This window comes from Bordetella genomosp. 9, assembly GCF_002119725.1.
Taxonomy (GTDB): Bacteria; Pseudomonadota; Gammaproteobacteria; order Burkholderiales; family Burkholderiaceae_B; genus Bordetella_C.
In genome coordinates this window covers 4,301,910-4,316,416 of the sequence record NZ_CP021109.1, presented here as the reverse complement: position 1 = coordinate 4,316,416, position 14,507 = coordinate 4,301,910, and the positions used below count along the sequence as shown (strand labels likewise).

13 protein-coding genes are annotated in these 14,507 nt (G+C 68.0%); 9 read left to right on the top strand and 4 right to left on the bottom strand.

The features are described 5' to 3' along the window. Together CAL13_RS19815 and CAL13_RS19810 are read left to right on the top strand one after the other, a co-directional pair. On the top strand, positions 1–1,266 hold the full coding sequence (locus CAL13_RS19815) for a ribulose-bisphosphate carboxylase large subunit family protein (RefSeq protein WP_086058917.1): 1,266 nt from the start codon (positions 1–3) through the stop codon (positions 1,264–1,266). Further along, positions 1,259–2,632, top strand: coding sequence for a four-carbon acid sugar kinase family protein (locus tag CAL13_RS19810; protein WP_086073315.1), 1,374 nt, complete (start codon positions 1,259–1,261; stop codon positions 2,630–2,632). The genes CAL13_RS19815 and CAL13_RS19810 overlap by 8 nt, the downstream gene beginning before the upstream one ends. A 72-nt stretch (positions 2,633–2,704) precedes the next feature. Here the strand turns inward: CAL13_RS19810 and CAL13_RS19805 are convergent, their stop codons facing one another. Continuing rightward, positions 2,705–3,949: an aminotransferase-like domain-containing protein gene (locus CAL13_RS19805; RefSeq protein WP_086073314.1), complete on the bottom strand. Its 1,245-nt coding sequence runs from the start codon at positions 3,947–3,949 to the stop codon at positions 2,705–2,707. Between the two features lie 99 nt (positions 3,950–4,048). Between CAL13_RS19805 and CAL13_RS19800 the strand changes: the two genes are divergently transcribed. Beyond that, positions 4,049–4,774: a YggS family pyridoxal phosphate-dependent enzyme gene (locus CAL13_RS19800; protein ID WP_086073313.1), complete on the top strand. Its 726-nt coding sequence runs from the start codon at positions 4,049–4,051 to the stop codon at positions 4,772–4,774. Positions 4,775–4,787: 13 nt separating this feature from the next. On the opposite strand, the gene CAL13_RS19795 is transcribed toward CAL13_RS19800, so the two are convergent. Together CAL13_RS19795 and CAL13_RS19790 are read right to left on the bottom strand one after the other, a co-directional pair. Then, a complete protein-coding gene (locus CAL13_RS19795; RefSeq protein ID WP_086058913.1) occupies positions 4,788–5,294 on the bottom strand; it encodes a copper chaperone PCu(A)C in 507 nt (168 codons plus the stop codon). Positions 5,295–5,378: 84 nt separating this feature from the next. Then, positions 5,379–6,290, bottom strand: a complete 912-nt coding sequence (locus tag CAL13_RS19790; RefSeq protein WP_086073312.1) for a LysR family transcriptional regulator ArgP — start codon at positions 6,288–6,290, stop codon at positions 5,379–5,381. Positions 6,291–6,402: 112 nt separating this feature from the next. On the opposite strand from CAL13_RS19790, the gene CAL13_RS19785 reads away from it, so the two are divergent. Continuing rightward, positions 6,403–7,026, top strand: coding sequence for a LysE/ArgO family amino acid transporter (locus CAL13_RS19785; RefSeq protein ID WP_086073311.1), 624 nt, complete (start codon positions 6,403–6,405; stop codon positions 7,024–7,026). A gap of 50 nt (positions 7,027–7,076) precedes the next feature. On the opposite strand, the gene CAL13_RS19780 is transcribed toward CAL13_RS19785, so the two are convergent. After that, positions 7,077–7,748, bottom strand: a complete 672-nt coding sequence (locus CAL13_RS19780) for a Crp/Fnr family transcriptional regulator (protein ID WP_086058910.1) — start codon at positions 7,746–7,748, stop codon at positions 7,077–7,079. 184 nt (positions 7,749–7,932) lie between these two features. On the opposite strand from CAL13_RS19780, the gene CAL13_RS19775 reads away from it, so the two are divergent. From CAL13_RS19775 to CAL13_RS19755, 5 genes are all read left to right on the top strand, one after another. Beyond that, positions 7,933–9,906, top strand: a complete 1,974-nt coding sequence (locus tag CAL13_RS19775) for an AMP-dependent synthetase/ligase (RefSeq protein ID WP_086058909.1) — start codon at positions 7,933–7,935, stop codon at positions 9,904–9,906. Positions 9,907–10,060: 154 nt separating this feature from the next. After that, a complete protein-coding gene (locus CAL13_RS19770; RefSeq protein ID WP_232462647.1) occupies positions 10,061–10,810 on the top strand; it encodes an ABC transporter ATP-binding protein in 750 nt (249 codons plus the stop codon). Positions 10,811–10,846: 36 nt separating this feature from the next. Beyond that, a complete protein-coding gene (locus CAL13_RS19765) occupies positions 10,847–11,776 on the top strand; it encodes a branched-chain amino acid ABC transporter permease (protein ID WP_086058907.1) in 930 nt (309 codons plus the stop codon). Between the two features lie 6 nt (positions 11,777–11,782). Beyond that, positions 11,783–12,847, top strand: coding sequence for a branched-chain amino acid ABC transporter permease (locus CAL13_RS19760; RefSeq protein ID WP_086073310.1), 1,065 nt, complete (start codon positions 11,783–11,785; stop codon positions 12,845–12,847). A gap of 68 nt (positions 12,848–12,915) precedes the next feature. Further along, positions 12,916–14,244, top strand: a complete 1,329-nt coding sequence (locus CAL13_RS19755) for an ABC transporter substrate-binding protein (protein ID WP_086073309.1) — start codon at positions 12,916–12,918, stop codon at positions 14,242–14,244. The last annotated feature ends 263 nt before the right edge of the window (positions 14,245–14,507 follow it).

The window sequence follows — 14,507 nt, the reverse complement described above, 5'->3', positions numbered from 1 at the left end:
ATGACGGACACATCGCGGCGCGACTTCCGCGCGACCTATCTGATCGAAACGCCCTTCCCCCTGGAACAGGCCGCCGACGTGCTGGCCGGCGAACAATCCAGCGGGACCTTCGTCCGCGTGGCGGGCGAGACCGACGACCTGCGCCGCCGCTCGCGCGCGGTGGTGGAATCGATCCAGGAGCTGGGCGTCTCGGACACGCCCAGCCTGCCCAACGCCTACCTGGCGCGGCGTGGCGTCAAAGGGCCTTTCCGGCAGGCGCATATCACCGTGTCCTTTCCCATCGACAATGTCGGCGCGAACCTGCCGACGCTGGCCGCCACGGTCGCCGGCAATATCTACGACCTGGGCGAGATGACTGGCGTCAAGCTGCTGTCCCTTGATCTGCCCGCCGATTACGTGCGCCGCTTCGATGCCCCCCGCCACGGCGTGCGGGGCACCCGGGCCCTGACCGGGCGCGCGGCGGGGCCCGTGCTGGGCACCATCATCAAGCCCAACGTCGGCATGCCGCCGGAAGAGACCGCCCGCGTCGTGGCGGGCCTGTGCGCGGCCGGCGTCGACTTCATCAAGGATGACGAAGTCATGGCGAATCCGCCGCATTCGCCGCTGGCGAAGCGGGTGGAAGCCGTGATGCGCGTGATCAACGAGCATGCGGGACGCACCGGCCGCAAGGTGATGTACGCGTTCAATATCTCGGACGACGTGGACGCCATGCGATCCCATGCCGCGCTGGTGGAGGCCGCCGGCGGCACCTGCGTGATGGCCAGCCTGAACTGGTGCGGCTTCAGCGCCATCCAGGCCTTGCGCCGGGCCACGCCGCTCGCCGTGCACGGACACCGCAACGGGCTGGCGGCGATGGCGCGGCATCCGGCGCTGGGCATGGCGTTTCCCGCCTACCAGGCCTTGTGGCGGCTCGCCGGCGTCGATCAGCTGCACGTCAACGGCCTGGGCGGCAAGTTCTACGAAAGCGACGACAGCGTGATCGCGTCGGCGCGCGCCTGCCTGACGGCGATGGCAGGCGACGATGCCGTCATGCCGGTGTTCTCGTCTGGGCAATGGGCCGGCACGGTCCCCGCCACGTTTGCCGCGCTGGGCACGGAGGACCTGATTTTCCTGTCCGGCGGAGGCATCCTGGGCCATCCCGATGGCGCCGCGGCGGGCGTGCAAAGCATCCGCGACGCCTGGGAAGCGGCGGCCGCCGGCGTGCCGCTGCCGGAATTCGCCCGCAACCGGCCGGCGCTGGCGCAGGCGCTGGCGTTCTATGGTTGACGGTGCCGGTCCGCGTCCGGCTGCCGCGCAGCCGCGGCTGGCGTACTACGGCGACGACTTCACCGGGTCCACCGACACCCTGGCGGCCGTGGTGTCGGCGGGCTGGCGTGCGGTCCTGTTTCTGGACGTCCCGGACCCCGACGACCTGGCCCGCTTCGGACCGCTGGACTGCGTCGGCGTGGCAGGCACGGCGCGCGCCATGCCGCCTGCGGAAATGGACGACGCCCTGCCGCGCCTCTTCCGCGGATTGGCCGCTACCGGCGCCCAGGTGCTGCACTACAAAACCTGTTCGACCTTCGACAGCGCGCCGCACGTGGGCAGCATCGGCCACGCAATCCGGCTGGCGTGGCGGACCTTGGGAGAACGCCCCGCATTCATCGTGGGCGGCCAGCCGAACCTGGGCCGTTATTGCCTGTTCGCGAACCTGTATGCGCGCGCGGGACAAAACGGCCAGGTCTACCGGCTCGACCGCCATCCCACCATGAGCCGCCATCCCGTCACGCCCATGGACGAAGCCGACCTGCGGCGGCATCTGGCGCGGCAGGGATTGGATCGCATCGCCTCCTTCGATATCGAAATGCTTGAACAGGACGCCGCGCGGCAGAGCCAACGGCTTGAGGCCATGTTGCGCGAGGGGACTCCTGTGGTGCTCTTCGACGTGGCCCGCGCGGAGCACCTGCCCAGAATCGGCGGCCTGCTGCGCGGCCGGCTGGCGGCTGGCGCACCGCTGCTGACGGTGGGCCCGACCGGAGCCGTGCAGGCGCTGATCGCCGCCGATGAAAGGGATGGCGGCGGATCGGACACGCCGGGCGCGCGGCAGGATGCGGCGGCGAACCCGGCGCCGGGTCGCGTCGCCCAGACGTTCATCGTGGCGGGCAGCCGTTCGCCGGTGACCGCCGCGCAGATCCGGGCCGCGGAATCGTCAGGCTTCGTCTCGCTGGCGCTGGATCCGGCCGCCATGGCGGCGGGCGACGGCGACTACATCGCTGCCGCGACGGCCCGCGTGTGCGCGGCACTGGCCGAAGGCCGCAGTGTCGTGGCGCATACAACGCTGGCCGAGGCCTCCGGCGCGTCGCGCGCCGGCTTTACCAGGGCGCTTGCGCTTGCCGGCGGCTGTCTCATGGCCGACGTGCTGCGGCGTCATCCGCTCGCCCGCGTCGGCTTCGCCGGCGGCGATACGTCCAGCCTGGCGGTGCAATCCTGGGGCGCGCGGGCGCTCACCTTCTCCTACGCCGTCAGTACGGGCGTGGCGGTATGCAGGGTACACGCGCCCGGCCATCCCGCCGATGGTGTGGAGCTGATGCTCAAAGGCGGGCAGATGGGGCCGCCGACATTGTTCGCCGATCTGCTGGCGGGCGCGGCCTGATCGCCGCGCAGGCGCAAGGCAACCGCCACTGCAAGGCGGCGGCCGGCGTCTTCGAGACGGCCGCCCCGGCCTTCAAGCCGGCAGCGTCACGGACACGGGCCGGCCTTCCGCATAGGCCTGCAAGGCAGCCCGCAGCCGCACCATGCCCTGGCGGATCTCGGCCGCGCTCATGGTGGCGAAGGACAGGCGCATGGCGCTGACGTCGGCCTGCGCCGGGTCCGGATAAAAGGCCTTGCCCGGCACATACACCACTTCGTGCTCGATGGCGTAGGGCAGCACCTTGCCCGCGTCGATATCGCCGTTGAATCGCGCCCAGCAGAACATGCCGCCCTGCGGCTTGCGGAAGGTCACCCGGTCCGCCAGTTCTTCCGTCAACGCGCGCGCCAGCGCATCGCAGCGGCCCGCGTAAGCCTCGCGGATGCGCGGCACGTGGGCGTGATAGCGGCCGTCTTCGATGTACTGCGCGACGATTTCCTGGATCCAGGCCGACGACGCCATATCGTCGGCGGCCTTCGCGCCGACGCAGCGCCGCCGCACTTCGGCAGGCGCGATCATCCAGCCGATGCGCAGCGCCGGCGCCATGGTCTTGGACATGCTGGAGATATACGCCACCCAGTTGCGCTGTTCGCCTTCGGCCAGGGCGGCCAGCGGCGGGACGGTCTCGCCTTCGAAACGCAGCTCCCCGTAGGGATCGTCCTCCACCAGGAGGAAGCGGTATCGCGCGGCCAGTTCCAGCAACCGCCGGCGCCGTGCAAGGCTCAGCGTGGCGCCGCAGGGATTCGAAAATGTCGCCACCACGCTGACCAGCTTGGGCTGGACGCGCGCGGCCAGCGCTTCCAGGGCGTCCAGGTCGATGCCGTCCGGTCCCGACGGTACGGCGTGAACAGTCGCGCCGGTGTGCCGCAAGGCCTGCCGCGAATTCGGAAAACAGGGGCTTTCGATGATGGCGGCATCGCCGGGCTGCAGCATGACCCGCGCAAGCAGCGCCAGCGACTGTTGCGAGCCGCCGGTGACGGCAAGCTCCGTGTCCGGGTCGCACTGGATGCCGCGTTCGGCCGACAGCCGCGCCAGTTGCGCGCGCAGCGCGGCCTGGCCTTCGATGTTGGAGTATTGCAGGCAGGCCGCCAATCGGGCGCCGACCTTGGCGGAGGCGGCGTTCAGGCCTTCGACGTCGAACAGTTCGGTGGCCGGGTAGCCGCCGGCCATGCTGATGGTGCCGGGCCGGTTTGCGTAGGGAACGAGGGAGCGGATGGGCGAAGCCGCGGGGATTTCAAAGGGTGCCGCGAAGCGGTAGCCGGGCACGGGCGGAGACGACATGATGGACGCCTGGTTCGAGGTGCGAGATGCCGCTGCAGGGAGCGGGCCGGATGCCGGGAGATTCTAAACTAGCGCCTGTTGGCGTCCGAAGAGTTTGCAATGTCCGTCTCCGATACCCTGGCCAGCCGCCTGGCCGACCTGCAATCCCGCATCGCCGCGGCCTGCCGCCGCGCCGGCCGCGATCCCGCCGAAGTCGCCTTGCTGCCCGTCAGCAAGACCTTCGGGACCGATCGCATCCGCGAGGCGGCCGCGCTCGGTCTGCGCCGTTTCGGCGAGAGCAGGATGCAGGAAGTCCGGGACAAGGCCGGTGCGCTGGCCGATCTGCCGATCGATTGGGTGGTGATCGGCCATCTGCAGACCAACAAGGCCAAGGACGCCGCCCGGCTGGCGGCGGAAGTCCAATCGCTGGACCGCCTGGATCTTGCGCAGGCGCTGGACCGCCGGCTGCAGCAGGAAGGGCGGACGCTGGACGTTCTGGTGCAGGTGAAAACGTCGCCGGAACCCAGCAAGTTCGGCCTGGATCCGGCGGAATTGCCGGGTTTCGTGCGCGCGGTGGCGCGCGATCATCCCGCGCTGCGCGTGCGCGGCTTGATGACCCTGGCCGTCAATTCCGCCGATGCGCAGGCGGTGCGGGCCTGTTTTCGTGCACTGCGCACCTGGCGCGACCGCCTGCGCGACGAAGCCGTGCAAGGCGTGGAGATGTCGCGGCTGTCCATGGGCATGAGCGGCGACTTCGAGCTGGCCATCGAAGAAGGCTCCACCGAAGTCCGCATCGGCAGCGCGCTGTTCGGCGCGCGCGATTACGGACCGGCCGCCGCGACCTAGGCGTCGTGCCAGATCAGTGCTTGTGCGCGCCCATGTCCATGCCATGCATGGATCCGCTCATCGCGGGCGCCTTGTAGGTCAGCGGCTGTACCTTGAATTTGACCTGCACGTCGCCGGCATGGCGGAAGCTCAGCGTGGCGGGGATCTCCATGCCCTCCTTGAAGGGGGCTTTCAGCTTCATGAACATGATGTGATAGCCGCCCGGCGCGAACACGACCTTGCCGTGCCCGGGAATCGGCACGCCGCCCTCCGCCTCCCGCATGGTCGAAACCCCGTTGCTGGTGACGGTCTGGTGGACGCTGACGCTGGCCGCCGCGTCCGACTTGACGGCAATGAGCTGATCGCCGTCCTTGCCCTGGTTCTGGATCGTCATGTAGCCGCCGCCCGCGGTTTGTCCGGGCGCGGTGGCCCGCACCCATAGATCGTCCAGCGCAATGTCGCCGGCCGTGTAGTCGTGCGCCCAGACGGCGCCGTGAAAGGCCAGGACAGCGGCCCCCAGGGCCAGGCGGGAAAACGTCATGCGAGTCTCCAGTACAAGTGAACCGTATGCCAACGGCTTCGATGGGGCCGCGACCGGCGCAGCGGCGGGAAGCCGGCGCCTAGTTTACTCAGCCCCCGTGCCGCGCCGGCGGATCAACCCACGCGCAGCGTCGAGTACCGCATCCGTCAGGGCCGACATGGTGTCCGATGCCACGCGCCAATGCTGCCAGTACAACGGCGTGTCCTCGAAAGCGCGGGCGCGCAGCAGCACCAGCCTGCCCGCGTCCAGATCCGCCTGGACCAGGGGCAGCGGATTCATGGTCCAACCCAGGCCGGCCAGCGACGCCCGCACGAAGGCGCGCGCCGATGGCAGCCACCACACCGGGGGTTGCCACGGCGCGCCGCGCATGATGCGTCGTGCGAACCGGCCCTGCAGCGCGTCCTTGCGGTTGTAGACGAGCACCGGCGCGGCGGCCAGCGATTGCGCGTTGACGCCGCCCGAGAAGTAGCGTCGATGGAATTCCGGGCTGCAGGTGGCCGCGTAGCGCATGCTGCCAAGCGCGTGCAAACGGCAGCCCTGCACCGGCTCGGCCAGCGTGGTGACCGCGCCCATCACCGCGCCGCTGCGCAGAAGCTCGGCGGTATGGTCCTGGTCTTCCGCGCGCAGGTCCAGGGTGGCGCGGGTGCGCGCGGCAAAGCCGATGGCGGCGTCCATGAACCAGGTCTCCAGGCTGTCGTGGTTGACGGCGACCGGCAACGTCGCCCGGGGTGTGTCTTCGGCCACGCCGAGCCGGTTCAGCGCATCGTGCTCCAGCAATGCCGCCTGTTCCGCCAATTGGACGAGAACGCGGCCGTCGGGCGTCGCCGTGGCGGGAGATGTCCGCTGCACGAGCAGGCGCCCGACGCGGTCTTCCAGCGCCTTGATCCGCTGCGAGACTGCCGACGGCGTGACGTGCAGCGCCGCGGCGGCGCGCTCGAAGCTGCCCTCGCGCACGACCGCGGCGAGGGCGCGCAATTGGGCGTGATCCAGGTTCATGCAAGCGGGTCCAGGTTGTTGTGAAGGCGCTGGAAGGTATTTAGCCGCGCTAAATACGCGTTAGTGAAATTAGCTGTTCTTTATATCGGCTGCAAGTGAGAATGCCGCCATCATGAACGCCGCATTCGACTTTTTCTCTCCCTGGATGTCGGGCCTGGCCACCGGCATGGGCCTGTTCGCCGCCGTGGGGGCGCAGAGCGCCTTCATCCTGCGGCAGGGGCTGCAGCGCGCCCACATCGGCAGCGTGCTGGCCGTTTGCGCCGCGGCGGACGCCGTCTGCATTTGCGCCAGCGTGCTGGCCTGGCGCCACCTGGCAGCGACCGCCCCGTGGCTGGTGCCGGCGATGACGTGGGCCGGCGCAGCTTTCCTGGCCGCCTACGCCGCGCGTTCCGCCTTGCGCGCCTGGGCGCGCGGCGACGGCCTGGCGCCCGCCAGCCAGGCGGCGGCCACTCGGGGCGCGGCGATGCTGGCGGCGCTGGGGTTCACTCTCATCAACCCGCACTTCTGGCTGGACATCGTGTTGATCGCGTCGCTCGCGCAGGCCTTCGGCGAGCACGCGCCAGCCTATGCGCTTGGCGTGGTGGCGGCCAGTATTTTCTGGCTGCTGACCCTGGGCGGCGGCGCGCGGCTGCTGCGCCCGGTCTTCCGCGATCCCCGCGCATGGCGGGTGCTGGACGGCGGCGTCGCGATTGTGATGGCGGCGCTGGCGTGGCGCCTGCTCACGCGCGCCATCTGAAGCGCTCCGGCCCGGCGCCAGCGCGTCGTCCTTCCCGCGATGCACAGACCCTAGCCGTAGTTCTTCAGCCCTTCCAGGTCGATCACCCGCACGCCGCGATACTCCACCTTCAAAAGGCCCGCGTTCTCCAGCGTGCGCAGCGCCTGGTTGGCTCGCTGGCGCGATACCCGCGCCAGGTAGCCCACTTCTTCCTGCGTGATGCTCAGACGCAGCCCCATGCCGGGGTACAGGAGCGGATTGAACAGCTCCGCCAGGCAGCGCGCGACGCGCGCTTCGGCATCCAGCAGGCGGTCGTTTTCCGCCTTGCCGATGAACTGCGCCACGCGTTCGTTCAACTGGTCCAGCAGATAGCGGTTGAAAGGGATGCTGCTGTCGAGCAGGGCTTCGAAGGTGGCGGCCGGCAGACGGGCGATGACGGAGTCGCGCAAGGCCACTACATCGTATTTGCGCGCCTCGCGCTTCAAAAGAGACCCTTCGCCGATCCAGCCGCCGGCCGGAACGCCGGTGAGCGAGGCCATCTTGCCCTCCGCGTTGCCCACCGACACCTTTACCAGGCCGGCGAGCACGCCGATCCAGGCCTGCGCCAGCTCGCCCTTGCGTTCGACGATGGCGCCCGCCGGCGTGTGCTGCACCGTCAGGTCCTTGACCACGCGCGCCTGTTCGTCCGGCGTCAGCAGCCGGAACCAGGCGGCGGACAATTGCAAGGCGTCGGTCACCTGCATCGGGATATACCCCTACTTGCCCCTATATCGGTGTGGATTGTCGCGAATGCGACAGTCGGGTCCGATGCAAGCTTATACCTTAAGCGCACATGAAAGCGCAGCGATAACGCGCGGTCCGCAGGCTCGAATGCAGGCTCCCAGCGCCAGGCACGGGAGCCGAATGCGGAACCCAACAGGAGACAACGTGGCGCAATCCCAGCCCGCACCCTCGCCCGGGCCGGCGGCGGACACCTTTCCCGCCCTGCTGCTCGGACACGCGCGCCAGCGCGGCGACCGTCCGGCCATCCGGGAAAAAGACCTGGGCATCTGGCAGACCCTGACCTGGTCGCAGGTAGCCAGCCTGGCCAGCCATGTCGTGCACGGGCTGGCGGCGCTGGGCGTGGCCCAGGGCGATCATGTCGCCGTAGTGGGGGAAAACCGCCCCCGGCTGTACATCGCCATGATGGCCGCGCAATGCCTGGGCGCCATACCGGTGCCGCTTTACCAGGACGCTGTGGCACAGGAAATGGCCTTCGTCCTGCGCGATGCGGCGATCCGCGTGGTGATCGCGGAAGACCAGGAACAGGTGGACAAGATGCTCGAGATCCGCGAGCAGTGTCCCGACCTGCGCCACGTCGTCTACGACGATCCGCGCGGACTGCGCCATTACACCGATGCGCTGCTGATGTCTTTCGATGAGCTGCTGCGCCAAGGCGCGCAGGCTGCCGCGCGCGACCCCGCCTTTTTCGAGCGCAGCGCGCGCGCCGTGCGGCCGGAGCAAACCGCGGCCATGTTCTACACGTCCGGCACCACGGGCAAGCCCAAGGGCGTGGTGCTGACCCATGCCGCCCTGATCGACCGTGCGCGGGCCATCGAGCGCATGGAGAAGCTGACCGACCGCGAGGACGTGCTGGCCTATCTGCCGCCGGCTTGGATCGGACAGAACATGTTCTCGTATACGCAGCTGCTGGTCACCGGCTTTACCGTCAACCACCCGGAGTCGCCAGCCACCGTGGCCATCGATATGCGCGACATCGGACCGACGTACTACTTCGCCCCGCCGCGCATCCTCGAAGACCTGCTCACCCATGTGCTGATCCGCATGGAGGACGCCGGACTGCTCAAGCGCCGGCTTTTCCAGTCCTGCATGGCGTTGGCGCGGCGCGTCGGCGTGCGTCTGCTTGACGGCCAGCAGGTGAGCCTGCGCGACCGCCTGCTGTACGCGCTTGGCGACGTGCTGATCTACGGCCCGCTGCGCAATGCGCTCGGCATGAGCCGCGTGCGGGTGGCCTATACCGCGGGCGAGGCAATCGGCCCGGACCTGTTCGCCTTCTATCGTTCGATCGGCATCAACCTGAAGCAGTTGTACGGGTCCACCGAGACGTCCGTCTTCGTATGCGTGCAACCGGACGGGCGCGTCAGGCCGGACACGGTCGGGCCGCCGGTCGAGGGCGTCCGCATCCGCGTGGCCGACAACGGCGAGATCCTGGTGCAGAGCCCGGGACTGTTCAAGGAGTACTACCGCAATCCGGAAGCCACGCAGGCCGCGCGCGACGGGGAAGGCTGGTTCCACACCGGCGACGCCGGCTTCCTGGACGACGACGGGCAGCTCAAAATCATCGACCGGGCCAAGGACGTCGGCAAGCTGGCCGACGGCAGCCTGTTCGCGCCGAAGTACATCGAGAACAAACTCAAGTTTTTCCCATACATCAAGGAAGCGGTGGCGTTCGGCGCGGGACGCGACGCGGTATGCGCGTTCGTCAACATCGATCTGGAAGCGGTGGGCAATTGGGCGGAGCGGCGCGGGCTGCCCTACGCCGGCTATACCGACCTGGCAGGCAAGCCCGAGGTCTACGCGCTTATCGCCGAATGCGTCGAGCAGGCCAACGCCGAACTTGCGCGCGACGCGCGCCTGGCGGCTTCGCAGGTGCGGCGATTCCTGATCCTGCACAAGGAGCTGGATCCCGACGACGACGAGCTGACGCGTACGCGCAAGGTGCGCCGCGCCTTCATCGCGCAGAAGTACGCGGTCCTGGTTGACGCCTTGTTCGAAGGCAGGCCGTCGCAGTATGTGGAAACGGAAGTGAAATTCGAAGACGGGCGCGTGGGGCGGATTGCAGCGACGCTGCCGATACGCGAGGTGCGGGTCTATCCGGCCGTGGCCGGGAAGGCGGCGTGATGACGGTTCGGACCGGCGCCGCGACGGGAGCGCAACGATGAGTCTGACGGCGGCCATTCCCGCAGCCGCCGCCACGGCGCCGCTGAGCGTGCCGCCGGCGGCGGCCGCCCATCATCCCGACCGCGCCAGGCGGGTCGGCGGGGTGATCCTCGATATGCAGAATATTTCGCTGCGCTTCGGCGGCGTGAAGGCGCTGACGGACATATCGTTCGACGTCCGCGAACACGAAATCCGCGCCATCATCGGACCCAACGGCGCCGGCAAGAGCTCCATGCTGAACGTCATCAACGGCGTCTACACGCCGCAGGAAGGGGCCATTGTTTTCCAGGGCCAGCGGTACACCCGCATGACCCCCCGCCGGGCCGCCGAGATGGGCATCGCCCGCACCTTCCAGAACCTGGCGCTGTTCAAGGGCATGAGCGTGCTGGACAACATCATGACGGGCCGCAACCTGCGCATGAAGTCCGGGCTGCTGGCGCAGGCCCTGCGCATCGGTCCGGCGGCGCGCGAGGAGATCCGGCACCGCGAGTTCGTCGAGAACATCATCGATTTCCTGGAGATCCAGGCCTACCGCAAAGTGCCCGTGGGGCGCCTGCCGTACGGCCTGCAGAAGCGGGTGGACCTGGGCCGGGCGCTGGCGATGGAGCCGCGCATGCTGCTGCTGGACGAGCCCATGGCAGGCATGAACATCGAGGAAAAGCAGGATATGTGCCGTTTCATCCTGGATGTGAACGATGAGTTCGGCACCACGATCGTGCTGATCGAACACGACATGGGCGTGGTGATGGATATCTCGGACCGGGTGGTGGTGCTGGACTACGGCCGCAAGATCGGCGACGGCGACCCCGCTCAGGTGCGGGCCAACGAGGAAGTGGTGCGCGCCTATCTGGGCGTATCGGCTTGAGGCGGGGCCGGCTTGCCGGCCCAAAGGGGAGGCGCGATGGGCTTTTTCCTGGAGACGCTGTTCGGCGGATTGATGAGCGGCATGCTGTACGCCCTGATCGGGCTGGGCTTCGTGCTGATCTTCAAAGCCTCCGGGGTGTTCAATTTCGCACAGGGCGCGATGGTGCTTGTGGCGGCGCTGTCGATGGCCCGGTTCTCCGAATGGATCCCGCAATGGCTCGGCGTTGAAAGCGCGCTGCTTGGCAACGTGCTGGCATTCATCGTCAGCGCCGCGTTGATGTACGGCCTGGCGGTGCTGGTGGAGCGGCTGGTGCTGCGCCATCTGGTGAACCAGGAAGCGACCACGCTGCTGATGGCGACGCTCGGCATCAGCTATTTCCTGGACGGCGCCGGCCAGGTGGCCTTCGGCAGTTCGGTCTATTCGGTCAACGTCGGGATGCCGAAGGATCCCGCCATCATCCTGGAACGCGTCTTCGAAGGCGGTTTGCTCCTCAATCTGGAGGACCTGACCGCGGCGGTGATTGCAGCCTTGCTGGTGGCGGCATTGGCGCTGTTCTTCCAGTTCACCGGCACGGGGCGGGCCTTGCGCGCGGTGGCGGACGACCATCAGGCGGCGCAGTCCATCGGCATTCCGTTGAACCGAATCTGGGTGGTGGTTTGGAGCGTGGCCGGGTTGGTCGCGCTGGTGGCCGGCGTGATCTGGGGATCCAAGTTCGGCGTCCAGTTCACGCTGGCCACCGCCGCGTTGCGCGCGCTGCCCGTGGTGATTCTGGGCGGGCTCACCTCCATACCCGGCGCGATTCTGGGCGGCCTCATCATCGGAGTGGGCGAGAAATTGTCGGAAGTCTATCTGGGCCCGATGGTGGGCGGCGGCATCGAGATCTGGTTCGCCTACGTCCTGGCCCTGGTGTTCCTGCTGTTCCGGCCCCAGGGCCTGTTCGGCGAAAAGATCATCGACCGGGTGTAAGACGCCATGCTCTATCGCGAAAACGGCCAGTTCAAGACCAGCTACCTGGCGGACCAGCAGATATTCCCCATCCGGCAGGACCGCATCTTCATCGCGGTGCTGCTGGCGGCGGCGTTCGTGGCCGTGCCGCTGCTCGCCAGCGACTATTTCCTGCGCGCGATCCTGATTCCGTTCCTGATCCTGTCGCTGGCCGCCGTCGGGCTGAACGTCCTGGTCGGCTATTGCGGCCAGATTTCGCTGGGAACCGGCGCCTTCATGGCCGTCGGGGCGTACGCGGCATGGAACTTCGGCGTGCGCATGCCCGGAATGCCGCTGTTGCTGCAGATGGTGCTGGGCGGCCTTTGCGCCACCGCGGTGGGGGTGGTGTTCGGGATTCCAAGCCTGCGCATCCGGGGCCTTTACCTGGCGGTGGCGACGCTGGCCGCGCAGTTCTTCGTCGATTGGGCGTTCCTTCGCATCCCTTTCTTCACCAACTATTCCCCTTCGGGCAGCGTCTCGGTGCCCCCGCTGGAAGTCTTCGGCGTGCCGCTGCAGACATCCGCCCAGAAGTACCTGTTCGTGCTGGCGGTGGTCAGCGTCTTTTCGCTGCTGGCCAAGAATCTGGTCCGCGGCGCCATCGGCCGCGAATGGATGGCCATCCGCGACATGGACGTGGCGGCGGCCGTCATCGGCATCCGCCCCATGTACGCCAAGCTGACGGCCTTCGCCGTCAGCGCCTTCATCGTCGGGGTGGCCGGCGTGCTCTGGGGCTTCATCCACCTGGGCGCCTGGGAACCGCTGGCCTTCGATCTCGGCCGCTCGTTCCAGCTGCTGTTCATGGTCATCATCGGCGGGCTGGGCTCCATCCTGGGCAGCTTTTTTGGCGCGGCCTTCATCGTGCTGGTGCCGGTGCTGCTATCGAACATCCCGCGCCTGCTCGGCCTGCCGCTGGCCGTGGATACCGCGTCGCACATCGAGCACATGGTGTTCGGCGCCCTCATCGTGTTCTTCCTTATCGCCGAGCCGCACGGGCTGGCGCGTCTCTGGAGCATCGGCAAGGAGAAGCTGCGCATCTGGCCGTTCCCGCATTGACGCCATTTTCAAAAACGAGGTCCGGCACGGATCGGACCGGACGCGGTGATCCGCACCAACAGGAGGTCATGGAGATGAAACGCTTGAAGACAGGACTCGCGGCGGCCCTGGTGCTTGCCGGCGCCGCAATGGGCTCGGCCTCGCTGCCGGCGTGGGCGGACGAACAGTTCGTTCCCCTGCTGGTCTACCGCACCGGCTCGTTCGCGCCATTGGGCATCCCCTGGGCCGACGGCAAGCTCGATTACCTGAAACTGGTCAATGCGCGCGACGGCGGTGTCAACGGCGTGAAGATCACCTATGAGGAATGCGAAACCGCGTACGCCACCGACCGCGGGGTCGAATGCTACGAACGTCTGAAGACGCACCCGCCCACCGGCGCGTCCGGCTTCGATACGCAGTCCACCGGCATCACGTTCGCGGTGACGGACAAGGCGCCCCTGGACAAGGTGCCCGTGGAAACGGTGGGCTACGGTCTGTCGCAATCGGTGGACGGCTCGGTGTTCCAGTGGAACTTCCCGCTGCTGGGCACGTACTGGACGGCGGCCGACGTCATGATCCAGGACATCGCGAAAAAAGAGGGCGGCAATCTCAAGGGCAAGAAGATTGCGCTGGTGTATCACGACTCGCCGTACGGCAAGGAGCCCATTCCGCTGCTGCAGCGGCGCGCGGCCAAGGACGGCTTCGAGCTGCTGCTTTATCCGGTGACGGCGCCCGGCGTGGAGCAGAAGTCCACCTGGCTGCAGATCCGGCAGGCGCGTCCCAGCTACGTGCTGCTGTGGAGCGCCGGCATCATGACGCCCACCGCGATTCGCGAGGCGCAGGCCAGCGGCTATCCGCGCGAAAAGATGTACGCCATCTGGTGGGCCGGTTCCGAGGGCGACGTGAAGGACCTGGGGGCGGTCGCCAAGGGCTACAACGCCATCACCATCCACAACAGCGGCGAGCCCGGCAAGGTGTCGCAGGACCTGAAGAAGTACGTCTACGAGAAGGGAGAGGGCAGCGACAGGACCGGCGTGTCGCTGGGCACCATCGCGCATATGCGCGGCATGATGATCTCCATGCTGCAGGTCGAGGCCATCCGCACCGCGCAGGAGAAGTTCGGCAAGGGCAAGTCGATGACGCCGGAACAGGTGCGTTGGGGCTTCGAGAACCTGAACCTGACCCAGGAAAGGCTGAATCAGTTGGGCTTCGGCGAGATCATGCGTCCCATCAAAACGTCATGCTCGAACCACATGGGAGCCGACTGGGCGCGCATCGTCCAATGGGACGGCAGCAAATTCAAGGTGGTCTCCGACTGGTACCAGGCCGACAAGGAAATGGTCGGTCCGCTGGTGAAGGAGGCCTCCGCGAAGTACGCGAAGGAGAAGAATGTGACGCCCGTGGCATGCGGTGATTGAGTCCAGCCCTGAAAAGCCCACCCCCGAAGCGCTGCGCGCTTCCCCCTCAAGGGGGCGACGCTGCGGACCGGCAAAGCCGGATCCGCGCGTCCCCGGTCGTGGGGCGTCGGTGGTGGGCGTGGGGCGGTGCCATGGGGAGGGGAGGCCCACCCCCGAAGCGCTTCGCGCTTCCCCCTCGAGGGGGCGACGCTGCGGACCGGCAAAGCCGGATCCGCGCGTCCCCGGTCGTGGGGCGTCGGTGGTTGGCGTGGGGCGGTGCCGTG